Origin of the sequence: Bacillus cereus group sp. BfR-BA-01355 (genome assembly GCF_022663675.1) — a bacterium.
Taxonomy (GTDB): Bacteria; Bacillota; Bacilli; order Bacillales; family Bacillaceae_G; genus Bacillus_A; species Bacillus_A thuringiensis_S.
Genome location: NZ_JAKUFY010000039.1, coordinates 18568 through 36964, shown reverse-complemented (window position 1 = coordinate 36964; position 18397 = coordinate 18568). Strand labels below are relative to the sequence as shown.

Sequence of the window (18397 nt, the reverse complement as noted above, 5' to 3'; positions counted from 1 at the left end):
GTGAATTCCCTCCTTCGCATTCTTTTCACCTTCAGTGTGTTACAAATGATACGGGTAGCACGGTTGTTATTATAAATTTCATCAGAGGATAGTATGTTGCACTGATTAAAGTTTCACTTTATAGTTTCACCGAAATAAACAGCTTTATGAAAAAATGTGTTGTTCTATAACAAAAAACTGTTGACTGAATGCTCACTCATTATATAATGGGGGTAGGGGATATAATTCAGAAAATTATATATTTTTGAAGATTCTAAAAAGAAAGAGGGCTTACAAAGAGAGGGGTAGCATAAAAATGAATAGCTTACTGATCATTAATTGGCTGGCTGCCATTGCTGTTATTGCTTATGCAGGATATTTGTTTGTATATCTTATACGGACGAGAATAGCCTACATACAATTAGGAAAAAAAATTGAATTTGACCGTCGTTTTAAAGAGCGTTGGGATCTTCTTAAGGTCAATGTTTTCGGTCAGAAAAAGCTGCTGAAAGATAAGAAAAGCGGCATCATTCACGTTATGTTCTTTTACGGATTTATTCTTGTCCAATTTGGAGCAATTGACTTCGTTTGGAAAGGACTCGCACCAGGATCACATCTTCCACTTGGACCACTATACCCTGCATTTACATTCTTCCAGGAAATTGTCACACTTGTTATTTTAATTGCAGTATTTTGGGCTTTTCATAGACGTTATGTAGAAAAGCTTGTTCGTTTAAAACGTAACTTCAAATCAGGTCTTGTTCTTATCTTTATCGGTGGTTTAATGATCTCTGTGCTACTTGGTAACGGTATGGGACTTATATGGCATGGCGAGGAGCTTTCATGGAGTGAACCAATTGCTTCTGCAATCGCTTACGTTTTTAGCGGGATAAATGAAACCGTAGCCATTTCAGTGTTCTATTTCTCTTGGTGGGTGCATTTACTAATTTTGTTAACGTTTTTAGTGTATGTTCCACAATCAAAACATGCGCATTTAATTGCGGGACCAGCTAATGTATTTTTCGGTCGTATTTCAAATCCAGGGAAGCTTGAAAAGATTGATTTTGAAGATGAAACACAAGAAACATTTGGTGTTGGTAAAATTGAAGACTTTAGACAAAATCAACTTATTGACTTATACGCTTGTGTAGAGTGTGGCCGTTGTACAAATATGTGTCCAGCAACAGGCACAGGGAAAATGTTATCGCCGATGGACTTAATATTAAAACTTCGCGATCATTTAACTGATAAAGGGGCTGCGGTAACATCAAAAGCACCGTGGGTTCCAGTAGTTGCCTTCAATAATACACAAGGAAATCAGTTAGCGATGATGGCAGCTGGAAAAGGACAACAAGAATCAGCGGCTACAACGCTCGCTTACGATCCGAGTTTAATCGGAGATGTTATTACAGAAGAAGAGATTTGGGCATGTACAACGTGTCGTAACTGTGAAGATCAATGTCCAGTTATGAATGAGCATGTTGACAAAATTATTGATTTACGTCGATATCTCGTTTTAACAGAAGGAAAAATGGACGCGGAAGCACAACGCGCGATGACAAACATCGAGCGTCAAGGAAATCCGTGGGGTCTGAACCGTAAAGAGCGTGAAACATGGCGCCAAGGTGATGACGAAGTAACAGTTCCAACTGTAAAAGAAAAATCAAAAGCTGGTGAGGAATTCGAGTATTTATTCTGGGTTGGTTCAATGGGATCATACGACAACCGTAGTCAGAAGATTGCAATATCATTTGCGAAGTTAATGAACGAAGCAGGCATTTCATTCGCAATTCTCGGTAATAAAGAAAAGAATTCTGGAGATACACCACGTCGCCTCGGAAATGAATTTGTATTCCAAGAGATGGCTACAAAGAATATCGAAGAATTTGAAAAGGCAGGAGTGAAGAAAATCGTTACGATTGATCCTCATGCTTATAACACATTTAAAAATGAGTATCCGGACTTTGGCTTGCAAGCAGAAGTCTATCATCATACAGAATTGTTAGCCCAGTGGGTGAAAGAAGGGCGTTTAAAGCCTGTTCATGCTATTGAAGAAACAGTTACGTACCATGATTCCTGTTATTTAGGAAGATACAACGAAGTGTACGAAGCGCCACGTGACATTTTGAAAGCGATTCCTGGAGTGAATCTTGTAGAAATGGCACGTAACCGTGAGACTGGAATGTGTTGTGGCGCAGGTGGTGGCTTAATGTGGATGGAAGAAACAACAGGCTCTCGTATTAACGTTGCTCGTACAGAACAAGCATTAGCTGTACAGCCATCCATTATCGGTACAGGTTGTCCATATTGCTTAACGATGATCAGTGATGGCACGAAAGCGAAAGAGGTAGAAGAAAAAGTTCAAACTCTTGATGTGACAGAGATTTTAGAACGATCTGTTATCGGACAGAAAAAAGAAGCGATGTAGTTTATAAGAATGTATACAACTTTAGAAAGAGGTGCAATGATTGCACCTCTTCTCAACGTAGGGATACCGAGCGAGCGCTCAGTGTTAAAAAATGAAATGGGGGAAAGAAACATGAGTAAAACAGTTATTTTAAGTGCTGCAAGAACACCAGTTGGAAAATTCGGAGGATCTTTAAAAGATGTAAAAGCGACGGAACTTGGAGGAATTGCAATTAAAGCAGCGCTTGAAAGAGCAAATGTTGCAGCTAGTGATGTTGAAGAAGTTATATTTGGAACGGTTATTCAAGGTGGACAGGGACAAATTCCATCGCGCCAAGCTGCAAGGGCTGCAGGAATCCCTTGGGAAGTGCAGACGGAAACAGTCAATAAAGTTTGTGCATCAGGCCTTCGTGCGGTTACGTTAGCGGATCAGATTATTCGTACTGGCGATCAATCACTGATTGTAGCTGGTGGTATGGAGTCGATGAGTAACAGTCCTTACATTTTACGCGGAGCAAGATGGGGATACAGAATGGGCAACAACGAAGTTATTGATTTAAACGTTGCTGACGGTTTAACATGCGCATTTTCAGGTACACACATGGGTGTTTATGGCGGAGAAGTTGCGAAGGAAGATGGAATTTCTCGCGAAGCGCAAGATGAATGGGCATATCGTAGCCATCAGCGTGCGGTTTCAGCGCATAAAGAAGGACGTTTTGAAGAGGAGATCGTTCCAGTAACGATCCCGCAAAGAAAAGGCGATTCTATTGTCGTTGCAAAGGATGAGGCGCCACGTGAAGATACAACGATTGAAAAGTTAGCAAAGTTAAAACCTGTATTTGATAAGACAGCGGCGGTGACAGCTGGTAATGCGCCAGGCTTGAACGATGGTGGTGCCGCACTTGTATTAATGAGCGAAGACAGAGCGAAGCAAGAAGGAAGAAAGCCATTAGCGACAATTTTGGCGCATACAGCAATTGCAGTGGAATCTAAAGATTTCCCAAGAACGCCAGGTTATGCAATTAACGCATTGCTTGAAAAAACAGGCAAGACAATTGAAGATATCGATTTATTCGAGATTAATGAAGCATTTGCAGCGGTAGCAATTGCAAGTACAGAAATCGCAGGAATTGATCCAGAAAAATTGAATGTAAATGGCGGCGCAGTAGCGATGGGACATCCAATTGGAGCAAGCGGAGCGCGCATTATCGTTACACTAATCCATGCGCTTAAGCAGCGCGGCGGCGGAATTGGAATTGCTTCGATTTGTAGCGGTGGCGGTCAAGGGGACGCAGTGATGATTGAAGTTCACTAATTAAAGTTCGAGGGTATAAAATTTATTAACAATTAAGGGGGAAGAAAAAATGGGTGTACAAAACATTGTTGTAATTGGTGCAGGGCAAATGGGATCAGGAATTGCACAAGTATGTGCAATGGCAGGATATGACGTGAAGGTACAAGATTTAAAACAAGAGCAATTAGATAGAGGTTTGGCTATCATTACGAAAAACTTAGCGCGCCAAGTAGAAAAAGGACGCATGAAGGAAGAAGAGAAGGAAGCGACATTAAATCGTCTTACAGTAACGCTTGATTTAGATTGTGTGAAAGAAGCGGATCTTATTATTGAAGCAGCTGTTGAGAAAATAGATATTAAAAAGAAAATCTTTGCGAATCTAGATGAAATTGCTCCAGAACACGCAATTTTAGCGACGAATACGTCATCTCTGCCAATTACAGAAATTGCAGCGGTAACGAAGCGTCCGGAAAAAGTAATCGGTATGCACTTTATGAATCCAGTTCCAGTTATGAAGCTTGTTGAGATTATTCGTGGTTTGGCTACAGATGATGCGGTATATGAAGCAATTGAAGATATTACGAAAAAAATTGGGAAAATACCAGTTGAAGTAAATGATTTCCCAGGTTTTGTATCAAACCGCATTTTGTTACCGATGATTAACGAAGCAATTTATACGTTATATGAAGGTGTAGCGACGAAAGAAGCAATTGATGAAGTAATGAAGCTGGGTATGAACCATCCGATGGGGCCTTTGACGCTCGCTGATTTTATCGGTTTAGATACGTGTTTATACATTATGGAAGTGTTGCATGAAGGATTAGGAGATAGTAAATATCGCCCATGTCCGTTATTACGTAAGTATGTGAATGCAGGATGGTTAGGTCGTAAAACAGGTCGTGGATTCTACGTTTACGAATAAATTCCCCCTTTGTTACAAAATAGTGGTCTTACCAAATTGTTAAAAGGATATATAGCAAATGGAGGCGGAGTATATGAACTTTCGTTTTAATGAAGAGCAGCAAATGATGAGGAAAATGGTTCGGGATTTTGCACAGAAGGAAATAGCTCCCTTTGTTCCTAGTATGGAACAAGGGGGGTTCCCAAAAGAGGTTTTACAAAAGATGGGTAATCTTGGATTAATGGGGATTCCAGCGCCTGCAAAATACGGCGGGGCAGAAATGGATTTTATTTCTTACATTCTAGCAATTGAGGAAATCTCAAAGGTAAGTGCAACAGTTGGTGTAATTTTAGCTGTACATACGTCAGTTGGAATGAATCCGATTTTATATTTCGGAACAGAAGAACAGAAGAAAAAATATGTTTCTAAACTTGCAACCGGGGAATATTTAGGCGCATTTGCTTTAACAGAGCCAAATGCAGGATCGGATGCAGGGAGTTTGAAATCAAGAGCTGTAAAAAAAGGCGATCATTATATTATTAATGGATCGAAAGTGTTTATTACAAATGGTGGTGAAGCAAGTACGTACATTGTATTCGCTTCTACAAATCCAGATGCAGGAAAAAGTGGTATTTCTGCATTTATAGTAGAGAAAGATACACCTGGTTTAATCATCGGAAAAGATGAACATAAGATGGGGCTTCTCGGTTCTCGTACGGTACAACTTACTTTTGAAGATATGAAAGTGCCAGCTGAGAATTTACTTGGGGAAGAAGGACAAGGATTCAAGGTGGCAATGGCGAATTTAGATGTTGGGCGAATTGGAATCGGTGCACAGGCGTTAGGAATTGCTGAAGCGGCGCTTGCATGTGCGATTGATTATGCAAAAGAACGAGAGCAATTTGGGAAACCAATTGCGGCGCAGCAAGGGATTGGCTTCAAACTTGCAGATATGGCAACAAGTGTCGAAGCAGCAAGGTTACTCGTATATAGAGCGGCGTCTCTTAGGGCACAAGGATTACCATGCGGTAAAGAAGCATCTATTGCGAAATTATTTGCTTCTAAGACAGCGGTTGAAGTCGCGATTGAGGCGGTGCAAGTATTTGGTGGTTACGGTTATACGAAAGACTATCCAGTAGAACGATTTTTCCGTGATGCGAAAATCACGCAAATATATGAAGGAACAAGTGAAATACAGAAACTTGTTATTAGCCGTGCTTTATAAAAGGGCGAGGGGGAGACGGAGATGCATTTTAAACTATCAGAAGAACATGAAATGATAAGAAAAATGGTTCGAGATTTTGCTAAAAATGAAGTAGCACCAACAGCAGCTGAGCGTGATGAGGAAGAGAGATTTGATCGAGAGTTATTTGATCAAATGGCAGAGCTTGGTTTAACCGGTATTCCGTGGCCTGAAGAATACGGAGGAATTGGAAGCGATTACTTAGCATACGTAATTGCTATTGAAGAATTATCTCGAGTTTGTGCTTCAACAGGTGTAACACTATCTGCACATACTTCACTTGCGGGATGGCCAATTTTTAAATTTGGGACAGAAGAACAAAAGCAAAAGTTTTTACGACCGATGGCTGAAGGGAAGAAAATTGGTGCATACGGCTTAACGGAGCCAGGATCTGGATCGGATGCTGGTGGAATGAAGACAATCGCAAAGAGAGATGGCGACCATTATATTTTAAATGGATCAAAAATTTTCATTACAAATGGCGGTATTGCTGATATTTATGTTGTTTTTGCGCTAACTAATCCTGAATCGAAGCAGCGCGGTACGAGTGCATTTATTGTAGAAAGTGATACACCGGGATTTTCAGTTGGGAAGAAGGAGAGCAAGCTAGGGATTCGCTCTTCACCAACGACTGAAATTATGTTTGAAGATTGCCGTATTCCTGTAGAGAATCTACTTGGAGAAGAGGGGCAAGGATTTAAAGTTGCGATGCAAACATTAGATGGAGGTCGTAACGGTATTGCGGCGCAAGCTGTTGGTATTGCACAAGGGGCTTTAGATGCTTCTGTAGAATATGCAAGGGAGCGCCATCAATTTGGAAAGCCAATTGCGGCGCAGCAAGGGATTGGCTTTAAACTTGCGGATATGGCAACAGATGTAGAAGCGGCACGCCTTTTAACATATCAAGCGGCTTGGCTTGAATCAGAAGGGCTTCCGTATGGAAAAGAATCAGCGATGTCAAAAGTATTTGCGGGGGATACAGCGATGAAGGTGACGACTGAAGCGGTGCAAGTATTTGGTGGTTACGGTTATACGAAAGATTATCCAGTAGAGCGTTATATGCGAGATGCAAAGATTACACAAATATATGAAGGAACACAAGAGATTCAGAGGCTTGTAATTTCTCGTATGTTAACGAAGTAGGAACGAAAGCGTAGGTATTTTCCTACGCTTTTTCCTTCCAAAAAATAATAGAGAGAGGTGAAGGTAATGGTTAAACATAATGTACATGCATCGGTGAAAGATGAAAAATTAGTTGCGTTAAGACGTGAACAAATGATTAAAGGTGCGGTGCAACTGTTTAAACAAAAAGGATTTCCGCGTACAACAACGAGAGAGATTGCAAAAGCGGCGGGATTTAGTATAGGGACACTTTATGAGTACATTCGTACAAAAGATGATGTTTTGTATTTAGTTTGTGATAGTATATATGAACATGTAAAAGAACGATTAGAGGAAGTAGTATGTACAGAAAAAGGGAGTATAGAAAGTTTAAAGATAGCGATAACGAATTACTTTAAAGTGATGGACGAATTACAAGAAGAAGTATTAATTATGTATCAAGAAGTACGTTTTTTACCGAAAGAATCTCTCCCATATGTATTAGAAAAAGAGTTTCAAATGGTAGGAATGTTTGAGGATATTTTAGAACAGTGTACGGAAAATGGAACGTTTATATTAAATAAAAAAGAAATACAGCTTCTTGCACATAATATTTTTATACAAGGACAAATGTGGGGGTTTAGACGCTGGGCGCTGCAAAAACTGTATACGCTTGAAGAATACACAGAAATGCAAATTAGGTATGTGTTGCAAGGTGCCCATATGCTTCCGAAATAAGGAACAGACAAATTATTAATTTTATTACCATATAAAAGTTTCCCGTTTTTTTTGTAGCATATTTGTGCGACTTTTGTTTATAATGAATAGTATGGATTTTTTTAAGCAGACCGTTATATATAAGGTTATATTTGATGAAAGGAAGTGCCGCATAAGTGAATTTTAAGCAATATTCACCAGAAGAGCTAAAAGAATGTTCAATGATTGAAGTTGTACATAGCGTTTTAGGGGATAAAAGACAAGCAACGACATTCAACGAGTTGGTTCAAGAAATCGCTCAAGTGCTGGGACTATCTCAAGAGCAAGTTAATGCGAAACTCGCACAATTTTATACAGACTTAAACATCGATGGACGTTTCATTAATTTAGGAGAAAATCGTTGGGGACTACGCAGCTGGTACCCATATGAGCAAATTGATGAAGAAATCTTACCGCAGCCAAAACCGAAGAAGAAACGTAAAGTTGAAGAAGACGGTTTTGACGACTACATTGAAGAAGATGAAGATGACTTTGACGATGCAGACGGAAATGCAGACGAAGAAGATGATGTAGAAGATTTGGACAAGGTTCTTGAAGAAGAAGACGGAGATGACGACGATCTTGATGATTTAGAAGAAGATGAAGAAGACGACTTCGCTGAAGAAGAACTTGAGTATGATGAAACTGAAGAAGAAGAGGAAGAACTGTAGTTCTTGACTTTTCATTATCGTCCATGTAGAATCATTTTTGGGCTCTTTAAAAAAGGACGATAATACTTTTAAAGTGTAAATATAAAAGAAAATTGCTCCCTACTTATTACTTTATGTGATGAGGGGAGCAATTTTCTTTTTTGTTTTTTGTTTAGAAAATAAAAAGAGTCTAACAATAAGATGGATACAGTGTTATCTACATACGTTGCGCTTTGCAACGGTGATTATATAACAGCAAAATAGAAGGGAGCTTTTTCATGACTAAGTATATTTTTGTAACAGGCGGTGTAGTATCGTCTTTAGGAAAAGGTATTACAGCAGCATCTCTTGGAAGACTTTTAAAAAATCGTGGTTTAAATGTAACGATTCAAAAGTTTGATCCATACATTAACGTAGACCCAGGGACTATGAGCCCATACCAACACGGTGAGGTATTCGTAACAGATGATGGCGCAGAAACTGACTTAGACCTTGGTCACTATGAGCGTTTTATCGACATTAACTTAAACAAATACAGCAACGTAACAACAGGTAAAATTTACTCTTCAGTTCTTCAAAAAGAGCGTCGCGGTGAATATTTAGGAGGAACAGTTCAAGTTATTCCTCACATTACTAACGAAATTAAAGAGCGCGTATATCGTTCTGGCCGTGAAACAAATGCGGATGTTGTTATTACAGAAATCGGTGGAACTGTTGGTGATATCGAGTCTCTACCATTCTTAGAAGCAATCCGTCAAATTAAGAGCGACATCGGTCGTGACAATGTAATGTACATTCACTGTACGTTAATCCCGTACTTAAAAGCAGCGGGTGAAATGAAAACAAAACCAACACAACATAGTGTTAAAGAACTTCGTAGCTTAGGTATTCAACCAAATATTATCGTTGTTCGTACAGAACTTCCTGTTTCTCAAGATATGAAAGACAAGCTTGCATTATTCTGTGACATCGATACAAAAGCAGTTATCGAAGCTCGCGATGCAGATACTTTATATGCGGTTCCATTATCTCTTCAAGAACAAAACATGGACCAAATCGTTTGTGATCACTTAAAATTAGACAATCCAGCTGCAGATATGACAGAGTGGACTGCGCTAGTTAACAAGGTACGTAACCTTTCTAAGAAAACAAAAATCGCTCTTGTTGGTAAATATGTAGAACTTCAAGATGCATATATTTCTGTTGTAGAAGCACTTCGTCATGCTGGTTACTCATTCGATACAGATGTAGAAGTAAAATGGGTAAATGCTGAGCACGTAACAGCAGAAAATGTACAAGAATTAGTAGGAGACACAGATGGTATCCTTGTACCAGGTGGCTTCGGCGATCGTGGTGTAGAAGGTAAAATCGTTGCGATTCAATATGCTCGTGAAAACAAAGTTCCATTCTTAGGAATTTGCTTAGGTATGCAACTTGCATCAATCGAATTCGCACGTAATGTATTAGGTTTAGAAGGTGCTAACTCTTCTGAAATTAACCCTGATACACCATACGCAATCATTGACCTATTACCAGAACAAAAAGATGTAGAGGACCTAGGTGGTACACTTCGTCTTGGTCTATACCCATGTAAGCTTTCTGAAGAAACAAATGCTTACAATGCTTATAATGAGCCGGTTGTATATGAGCGTCATCGTCATCGTTATGAGTTCAACAACCAGTTCCGTCCGGATATGGAAAAAGAAGGATTCGTATTCTCTGGTACAAGCCCAGACGGTCGTCTAGTTGAAATCATTGAATTAAAAGACCACCCTTGGTTCGTAGCAGCACAGTTCCACCCAGAACTTGTTTCTCGTCCAAACCGTCCACAACCATTGTTCCATGACTTCGTAAGAGCTTCTATTACGAATAAAGAGAGCAAGTAATAAAAAAAGCGCCGTCACTTTAAAGTGACGGCGCTTTTTTTTAATATTCGTTTAACATTTCATCGATTGTAAATTTGATTCCGTGATAAGCAAATAAAGCTACTATTAAGCTTGGGAACCCGTAGCGATTACCTTCATCGTCTGGAATAAGGCCTTTTAACAGTTTTGTATCAATATGTACGTCTGTATATTGTTCCAGTGATTTCGTACCTTCTTGAAGAGCAGAAATGCCGACAATAGAGTGTCCCTCTTCTTGTAGTTTTTTTGCAATTTCTACAACTGCTTCATCTGTTGAAAAACGGCTAATAAGAAGTACACGATCCGCAGAGGTTACTTCTGCTTCTTTACCATTTTCAAATAAGCGTTTTGCTTGCTTCATTGGTTCAGCACCGAATAGTGCTTCGGTAACAACACCATCCATTTCATTTGTACCATATAAATAAATGAAACCATCGCCAATTAGTGCTTGAGCAAGTAAACGAGCGCTATCTTCTATATTCATTTCTTCTTTTTGAGAAACTCTGGAGAAATAACCACTTAATTGAGTTGAAAAAATTTTTAACATAATGTTACTCCCTTCGTACGTGTTTGCCGGCTTTCATTATAGTTTATTTTTTTAGAAAGGTGAAATCGTAGGGTAGCATAACAAAATAGGAAACGGTAAAATAAGAAAGAATAGGAAGGAATTTGCCAAAGAATAGCGAAAATAAATCGTTAAGATATAAGAAGCTTTAAATCTTGTACTTACACAGAAAGGTTGGGAATTATGGAAGGTAAAATTTTAATCGTTGATGATCAATATGGGATTCGTGTGTTATTACATGAAGTGTTCCAAAAAGAAGGTTATCAGACATTCCAAGCAGCGAATGGATTTCAAGCTTTAGATATCGTGAAAAAAGATAATCCGGATTTAGTAGTATTAGATATGAAAATTCCAGGCATGGATGGTATAGAGATTTTAAAGCATGTAAAAGAAATTGATGAGAGTATTAAAGTCATTTTAATGACTGCTTATGGAGAGCTTGATATGATCCAAGAAGCAAAAGATTTAGGTGCTTTAATGCATTTTGCTAAACCATTTGATATTGATGAAATTCGTCAAGCTGTGAGAAATGAGCTCGCTGTAGAGGCGTAAAAATGAATTTTTTATAAAAAATATGGAAAAAAGCGTTTACATGGACTATTGTGCAGGTGAATACGGTTGAGTTTTTGAGTACAAGTTGTTATCCTATTGAGTGTAGAAAAAAGTCCGGTATGTAGATATACATATTTTACCTTATTCTGGTCATACTACCAGCGATAAGAACTTATCGGATACAAAAAACGTTTTTTAGGAGGATTCACCATGCCTTTAGTTTCTATGAAAGAAATGCTAAACAAAGCACTAGAAGGAAAATACGCAGTTGGTCAATTCAACATGAACAACTTAGAGTGGACTCAAGCTATCTTAGCTGCTGCGGAAGAAGAAAAATCTCCTGTAATCCTAGGTGTATCTGAGGGTGCAGCTCGTCATATGACTGGTTTCAAAACAGTTGTAGCTATGGTTAAAGCTTTAATCGAAGAAATGAACATCACTGTTCCTGTAGCGATTCACCTTGACCATGGTTCAAGCTTCGAAAAATGTAAAGAAGCAATTGATGCAGGTTTCACATCTGTAATGATCGACGCTTCTCACCACCCATTCGAAGAAAACGTTGAAACTACTAAACAAGTAGTAGAATACGCACACGCTCGTAACGTATCTGTTGAAGCTGAGCTTGGAACAGTTGGCGGACAAGAAGACGACGTAATCGCTGAAGGCGTAATTTACGCTGATCCAGCAGAGTGTAAGCACCTTGTTGAAGCAACAGGTATCGATTGCCTAGCTCCAGCTTTAGGTTCTGTACACGGTCCTTACAAAGGTGAGCCTAACTTAGGATTCGCTGAAATGGAACAAGTTCGTGACTTCACTGGCGTACCTTTAGTATTACACGGTGGTACTGGTATCCCAACTGCTGATATCGTAAAAGCTATCTCTTTAGGTACTTCAAAAATCAACGTAAACACTGAGAACCAAATCGAGTTTACAAAAGCTGTTCGTGAAGTATTAAACAAAGACCAAGAAGTTTACGATCCTCGTAAATTTATCGGACCTGGCCGCGACGCTATTAAAGCAACTGTTGCTGGTAAAATGCGTGAGTTCGGTTCTAACGGTAAAGCGTAAGAATAAAATTCCGTTTTGGAAACCGTCTAGTCTTTTAGACGGTTTCCTTTCGTTGTATAATGAAAGCGTGAACAAGTCGAAAGATTTTATCATTTTTGGTTTTTAAATAGAAAATAATGTGCATAGTCCTATTAATAAATGTGATAACGTATCTAAATTGATAAAGTGAATTCGATGAATAGTTGATCTTTATCTATTCGTGCTACAGGAGAAATGAAGATAATGGTTTCCTATTTATCCCGCATTAAAGGGCAGTAAGACCCCCACCTCAAAATTTAGTGGAAGCAAAAAAGTTAGGTGGGGGTCAACTGCCCGTAAAAGCCCGATTGGTTCAACTAATAACCAGTGGGGGATAAACACCCCCGACTAATTAAAGTTTCACTTTATTGAGTTTTGGGATGGAAAGAGTAATTGAGATTCTTAAGGGGAGCTTTCTATAAAAATATAGAAAGTAAATACATTCACAAGAAGGGAGCTCAATATGGAAAAATTGCTAATTGAAGGCGGAAGAGCTTTAAATGGAACAATTCGAGTAAGCGGTGCAAAGAACAGTGCCGTTGCATTAATTCCAGCGACAATTTTAGCAGATACTCCAGTAACTATTGGTGGTGTCCCTAATATTTCGGACGTGAAAATGTTAGGAGACTTACTAGAGGAAATTGGAGGGAAAGTAACTTATGGACAGGAGGAAGAGATGGTAGTCGATCCTTCTAACATGGTTGCAATGCCTTTGCCAAATGGAAAAGTGAAAAAGTTGCGCGCTTCTTATTATTTAATGGGTGCGATGCTTGGCCGTTTTAAAAAAGCTGTTATTGGGCTTCCGGGTGGATGTCATTTAGGACCGAGGCCAATTGATCAGCATATTAAAGGGTTTGAAGCGCTGGGTGCACATGTTACAAATGAACAAGGTGCCATCTATTTAAGGGCAGATGAACTACATGGAGCACGTATTTATTTAGATGTTGTTAGTGTGGGAGCTACGATTAATATTATGCTAGCAGCTGTACGAGCGAAAGGTAGAACTGTTATTGAAAATGCAGCGAAAGAGCCCGAGATTATTGATGTAGCTACATTGTTAACAAGCATGGGAGCACGTATTAAAGGTGCTGGTACAGATGTAATCCGAATAGATGGTGTGGACTCTTTACATGGTTGTCACCATACTATCATCCCAGATCGTATCGAAGCTGGTACGTATATGATTCTAGGAGCTGCATCAGGAGGAGAAGTAACGGTTGATAACGTTATTCCTCAGCACTTAGAATCAGTTACTGCAAAGCTAAGAGAAGCTGGTGTTCAAGTTGAAACGAACGATGATCAAATTACGGTGAACGGTAATAGAAAGTTAAAAGTAGTTGATATCAAAACGCTTGTATATCCAGGTTTTCCAACAGATTTACAACAGCCGTTTACGACGCTTTTAACAAAAGCGCACGGGACGGGAGTTGTAACAGATACAATTTACGGTGCCCGTTTCAAACACATTGATGAATTACGTCGTATGAATGCTCAAATTAAAGTAGAAGGTCGTTCGGCAATTGTAACTGGTCCTGTGTTACTGCAAGGTGCAAAAGTGAAGGCGAGTGATTTACGAGCGGGAGCGGCACTTGTTATTGCAGGGTTAATGGCAGATGGAATTACAGAAGTAACAGGACTTGAGCATATTGATCGAGGTTATGAGAATATAGTGGACAAGCTTAAAGGGCTTGGAGCAAACATTTGGCGAGAACAAATGACAAAACAAGAAATTGAAGAGATGAAGAACGCATAAGTGATACTTCCGCAAGGGGGAAGCGAAGGATCACTACTTGCGGAAGTACACTTTATAGAAAAACACGGTTCACAAAATACGGCAGAAATATAAAGACTTAAAGGAGAGGGATTATTGTGGAAAGAAGTTTATCTATGGAGTTAGTACGTGTAACAGAGGCTGCAGCATTATCATCAGCGCGTTGGATGGGGCGCGGGAAAAAAGATGAAGCAGACGGTGCAGCAACATCAGCTATGCGTGATGTATTTGATACAATTCCGATGAAAGGTACAGTTGTAATTGGTGAAGGTGAGATGGATGAAGCACCAATGCTATATATCGGAGAGAAATTAGGTACAGGATATGGACCACGTGTAGACGTTGCAGTTGATCCTTTAGAAGGGACAAACATCGTAGCAGCTGGTGGCTGGAATGCTCTTGCTGTTATTGCAATTGCAGACCATGGTAATTTGTTACATGCTCCTGACATGTACATGGATAAAATCGCGGTTGGCCCAGAAGCAGTTGGGGCGGTCGACATTGATGCGCCTATTATTGATAACTTACGTGCAGTTGCGAAAGCGAAAAATAAAGATATTGAAGATGTTGTAGCGACAGTTTTAAATCGCCCACGTCATCAAGAAATTATCGAAGAAATTCGTAAAGCTGGTGCTCGTATTAAATTAATTAATGATGGAGATGTAGCTGGAGCGATTAATACAGCGTTTGATCGTACAGGTGTAGATATTTTATTTGGATCTGGTGGAGCACCTGAAGGTGTATTAGCAGCAGTTGCTTTAAAATGTTTAGGTGGAGAAATTCACGGAAAACTATTGCCACAAAACGAAGCTGAATTAGCGCGTTGTAAAAAAATGGGCATAGAAGACATTAATCGTATCCTTCGTATGGAGGACTTAGTAAAAGGTGACGATGCAATCTTTGCAGCAACAGGTGTAACAGATGGAGAACTATTACGCGGTGTTCAATTTAAAGGTAGCGTAGGAACAACGCAATCTCTTGTTATGCGTGCGAAATCAGGCACAGTTCGCTTCGTAGATGGTCGTCATAGCTTAAATAAAAAACCGAACTTGGTTATTAAGTAAAAGGTGGAAGCGGCTCGCTCAGAATCGCAGGACATTGGAACTCTCGACCTTGAAGCGCTCTTTGCTTCGAGTGAGAGAGTGAAATGACCGGAGATTCTAGCCGCTGGAACTGGATTTAAGTAAAAAGCGTAAGCAGCTTGCTCAGAAGGGGAAGGCATTGGAACTCCTGACGAAGAGGCGTTTTGTGCCTCGCAGGAAGGGGTGAAATGACTGACCCTTCTAGCCACCGACCATTCTAGCTGCTGAAGCTGGATTAAATAAAAAGCGTAAGCGGCTCCTTCAGAAAGGTTAAAATGGTCGATCTTTTTAACTATCGGAGCTGGAACTAAACTAAATAAGAAGCGAAGACAAATTTTCTTGTCTTCGCTTCTTGTATTTGTGTTCCAACGTATTGATTAAAACTAGATAAAAGGGTTACAATAGTGAATATTACCCTACTTGAACTTATTGCCTTTCATTATTAATTATTTGCCTTCCGTATTTTTCCCTTTACCCATGAAAAAAGAGAATAACGTTAAAGTGTGGTGTCTGAATGAATTTGTCAATTGCAGCATTAGAAAACATGAAATTAAAAGAGTTATACGAGCTTGCGAAAGAATTTAAGATTTCATATTATAGCAAGTTAACGAAAAAAGAGTTAATCTTTTCTATTTTGAAAGCTCGAGCAGAAAAAGAAGGTTTCTTTTTCATGGAAGGCGTATTAGAAATTATTCAATCAGAAGGATTTGGATTCCTACGTCCTATCAACTATTCTCCAAGCTCAGAAGATATTTATATCTCAGCTTCGCAAATTCGTCGTTTCGATTTACGTAATGGAGACAAAGTTTCTGGTAAAGTACGACCTCCGAAAGAAAATGAACGCTATTTTGGGTTATTACAAGTTGAAGCTGTAAACGGAGATGATCCAGATTCAGCAAAAGAGCGTGTGCATTTCCCTGCATTAACACCATTATACCCAGATCGCCAAATGAAATTGGAAACGGAACCGAAAAAGTTACCGACACGTATCATGGATTTAATCGCACCAGTTGGATTTGGACAACGTGGTTTAATTGTTGCGCCTCCAAAGGCTGGTAAAACAAGTCTATTAAAAGAAATTGCACACAGTGTTACAACAAATCATCCAGAAGCAGAATTAATTGTTCTTTTAATTGATGAGCGTCCAGAGGAAGTAACAGACATTGAACGTTCTGTTAAGGGTGACGTTGTAAGTTCTACTTTTGATGAAGTACCAGAAAATCATATTAAAGTAGCTGAACTTGTGTTAGAACGTGCAATGCGTCTTGTAGAGCACAAAAAAGATGTTATCATTTTAATGGATAGTATTACCCGTTTAGCGCGAGCTTACAACCTCGTTATTCCGCCAAGTGGTAGAACATTATCGGGTGGTATCGACCCAGCGGCTTTCCATAGACCGAAGCGTTTCTTTGGAGCTGCACGTAATATTGAAGAAGGCGGTAGCTTAACGATTTTAGCAACAGCCCTTGTTGATACAGGATCTCGTATGGACGATGTTATTTACGAGGAATTTAAAGGAACTGGAAATATGGAACTTCACTTAGATCGTTCGTTAGCTGAACGTCGTATCTTCCCAGCGATTGATATTCGTCGTTCTGGTACACGTAAAGAAGATCTATTAATTCCAAAAGAGCATTTAGACAAGTTATGGGGCATTCGTAAAACAATGCGTGATACACCAGACTTTGTTGAAAGTTTCTTACGTAAGCTTCGTCAAACGAAGACAAACGAAGAATTTTTACAAAACATTGTTGCAGACTCTAAAAGGTATGTAACAACTAAGTAAAGGGAAAAGATTGGGACTCGCTTATTTTATAGTAAGCGAGTTTTCTTATGCCTTTTAGGTGATATTAAAGAGAGAAATAAGTGGGAGAACCTTAGCTGGTCAGAGCCGATCGAGCCCAAGCCACTTTAAATTTCAAAAGACAAAAACAGGTAGTTGCAAAATGAAGTTAGCCTTGTTATAATTTCATCATATGTGTTTCATCAATATAGTTGTGTATGCAGCTGAAGATGAAAAACTCTGTTTCGAAAATGATTCAGGGCGGAAGGAGATGAAAAGAATGAAAGCAGGAATTCACCCAGATTACAAGAAAGTTGTATTCATGGACACAAACACAGGCTTCAAATTCTTAAGCGGGTCTACTAAAGGCTCTAGCGAAACTGTTGAGTGGGAAGATGGTAACACTTATCCATTACTAAAAGTTGAGATCAGTTCTGATTCTCACCCATTCTACACTGGACGTCAGAAGTTTGCTACTGCAGACGGACGCGTTGATCGCTTCAATAAGAAATACGGTATCAAGTAATAAAAACATAAAACAGGCAAGTGTATGTATTCGCTTGTCTGTTTTTTTTGTGAAAATATTATACCTTTACCCTACTTTTAACTAAAAAGTAGATGAAAGGAGAGCTTCATGTACTTAATAAATCAAAATGGCTGGATTGAAGTGATTTGCGGTAGTATGTTTTCTGGTAAATCAGAAGAGTTAATCCGCCGTGTGCGCCGTACGCAATTTGCAAAACAACATGCAATTGTATTTAAACCATGTATTGATAATCGCTATAGTGAAGAAGACGTTGTATCACATAACGGATTAAAGGTAAAAGCAGTTCCTGTTTCAGCTTCAAAAGATATATTTGAACATATCACTGAAGATATGGATGTAATTGCAATCGATGAGGTACAATTCTTTGATGGGGACATTGTGGAAGTGGTGCAAGTATTGGCAAATCGTGGCTATCGTGTCATTGTAGCTGGTTTAGACCAAGATTTCCGTGGTCTACCATTTGGACAAGTTCCTCAGCTGATGGCAATTGCTGAACATGTGACAAAGCTACAAGCAGTATGTTCTGCATGTGGATCTCCGGCAAGTCGTACACAACGATTAATTGATGGAGAACCAGCGGCATTTGATGATCCGATTATTTTAGTTGGGGCTTCAGAATCGTATGAACCACGATGTCGTCATTGTCATGCAGTTCCTACAAACAAAGACAAGTAAAACTCGCTGCGCAAGGCGGGTTTTTTTCAGAATAGAGAGTGTGGGTGGTGTGAGCCGCTTATGCTTTTAAATATTATCTAGCTCCAGCGGCTAGAATCTCCG

At 39.3% G+C, this 18397-nt stretch carries 16 protein-coding genes; 15 read left to right on the top strand and 1 reads right to left on the bottom strand.

Annotated elements, in window-relative coordinates; all coding sequences use genetic code 11:
• Positions 1 to 295 precede the first annotated feature (295 nt).
• The 8 genes from MR167_RS15180 to pyrG all read left to right on the top strand — a co-directional run bounded on the left by MR167_RS15180 (position 296) and on the right by pyrG (position 10216).
• Positions 296 to 2407 carry a (Fe-S)-binding protein gene (locus MR167_RS15180; RefSeq protein WP_001086753.1) on the top strand — a complete coding sequence of 704 codons (2112 nt, stop codon included), beginning with the start codon at positions 296 to 298 and terminating at the stop codon, positions 2405 to 2407.
• Positions 2408 to 2416: 9 nt separating this feature from the next.
• The gene (locus MR167_RS15175) at positions 2417 to 3700 is read left to right on the top strand and encodes an acetyl-CoA C-acetyltransferase (protein WP_002083553.1); all 1284 of its coding nucleotides are present in this window, start codon (positions 2417 to 2419) and stop codon (positions 3698 to 3700) included.
• A gap of 49 nt (positions 3701 to 3749) precedes the next feature.
• A complete protein-coding gene (locus MR167_RS15170; RefSeq protein ID WP_242314920.1) occupies positions 3750 to 4601 on the top strand; it encodes a 3-hydroxybutyryl-CoA dehydrogenase in 852 nt (283 codons plus the stop codon).
• 73 nt (positions 4602 to 4674) lie between these two features.
• Positions 4675 to 5805, top strand: coding sequence for an acyl-CoA dehydrogenase (locus tag MR167_RS15165; protein ID WP_242314918.1), 1131 nt, complete (start codon positions 4675 to 4677; stop codon positions 5803 to 5805).
• Between the two features lie 21 nt (positions 5806 to 5826).
• Positions 5827 to 6966 carry an acyl-CoA dehydrogenase AcdA gene (gene acdA / locus MR167_RS15160; RefSeq protein ID WP_000545547.1) on the top strand — a complete coding sequence of 380 codons (1140 nt, stop codon included), beginning with the start codon at positions 5827 to 5829 and terminating at the stop codon, positions 6964 to 6966.
• A 66-nt stretch (positions 6967 to 7032) separates the two neighbouring features.
• Complete coding sequence (locus MR167_RS15155; RefSeq protein ID WP_000238594.1) at positions 7033 to 7662, top strand: TetR/AcrR family transcriptional regulator; 630 nt, start codon at positions 7033 to 7035, stop codon at positions 7660 to 7662.
• 155 nt (positions 7663 to 7817) lie between these two features.
• The gene (gene rpoE / locus MR167_RS15150; RefSeq protein WP_001009774.1) at positions 7818 to 8351 is read left to right on the top strand and encodes a DNA-directed RNA polymerase subunit delta; all 534 of its coding nucleotides are present in this window, start codon (positions 7818 to 7820) and stop codon (positions 8349 to 8351) included.
• A gap of 257 nt (positions 8352 to 8608) precedes the next feature.
• Positions 8609 to 10216 carry a CTP synthase gene (gene pyrG, locus MR167_RS15145; protein ID WP_000170448.1) on the top strand — a complete coding sequence of 536 codons (1608 nt, stop codon included), beginning with the start codon at positions 8609 to 8611 and terminating at the stop codon, positions 10214 to 10216.
• A gap of 40 nt (positions 10217 to 10256) precedes the next feature.
• Here pyrG and MR167_RS15140 read toward each other — a convergent pair whose 3' ends face one another.
• Positions 10257 to 10781 carry a DUF2529 domain-containing protein gene (locus tag MR167_RS15140; protein ID WP_000912391.1) on the bottom strand — a complete coding sequence of 175 codons (525 nt, stop codon included), beginning with the start codon at positions 10779 to 10781 and terminating at the stop codon, positions 10257 to 10259.
• A gap of 201 nt (positions 10782 to 10982) precedes the next feature.
• Between MR167_RS15140 and spo0F the strand changes: the two genes are divergently transcribed.
• The 7 genes from spo0F to MR167_RS15105 all read left to right on the top strand — a co-directional run bounded on the left by spo0F (position 10983) and on the right by MR167_RS15105 (position 18295).
• Positions 10983 to 11351: a sporulation initiation phosphotransferase Spo0F gene (spo0F, locus tag MR167_RS15135; protein ID WP_000398594.1), complete on the top strand. Its 369-nt coding sequence runs from the start codon at positions 10983 to 10985 to the stop codon at positions 11349 to 11351.
• Positions 11352 to 11561: 210 nt separating this feature from the next.
• Positions 11562 to 12419 (top strand): class II fructose-bisphosphate aldolase, encoded by an 858-nt coding sequence (locus MR167_RS15130; RefSeq protein WP_001131856.1) that lies wholly within the window; start codon positions 11562 to 11564, stop codon positions 12417 to 12419.
• 481 nt (positions 12420 to 12900) lie between these two features.
• Positions 12901 to 14190 (top strand): UDP-N-acetylglucosamine 1-carboxyvinyltransferase, encoded by a 1290-nt coding sequence (murA, locus tag MR167_RS15125; RefSeq protein ID WP_000413248.1) that lies wholly within the window; start codon positions 12901 to 12903, stop codon positions 14188 to 14190.
• Between the two features lie 116 nt (positions 14191 to 14306).
• Entirely contained in the window at positions 14307 to 15272 is a 966-nt protein-coding gene (gene glpX / locus MR167_RS15120) for a class II fructose-bisphosphatase (RefSeq protein WP_000442340.1), read from the top strand.
• 532 nt (positions 15273 to 15804) lie between these two features.
• Positions 15805 to 17076 (top strand): transcription termination factor Rho, encoded by a 1272-nt coding sequence (gene rho, locus MR167_RS15115; RefSeq protein ID WP_001053903.1) that lies wholly within the window; start codon positions 15805 to 15807, stop codon positions 17074 to 17076.
• Between the two features lie 277 nt (positions 17077 to 17353).
• Positions 17354 to 17599 carry a type B 50S ribosomal protein L31 gene (locus tag MR167_RS15110; RefSeq protein WP_000643435.1) on the top strand — a complete coding sequence of 82 codons (246 nt, stop codon included), beginning with the start codon at positions 17354 to 17356 and terminating at the stop codon, positions 17597 to 17599.
• Positions 17600 to 17707: 108 nt separating this feature from the next.
• Positions 17708 to 18295, top strand: coding sequence for a thymidine kinase (locus MR167_RS15105; RefSeq protein ID WP_000280851.1), 588 nt, complete (start codon positions 17708 to 17710; stop codon positions 18293 to 18295).
• Positions 18296 to 18397 lie beyond the last annotated feature (102 nt).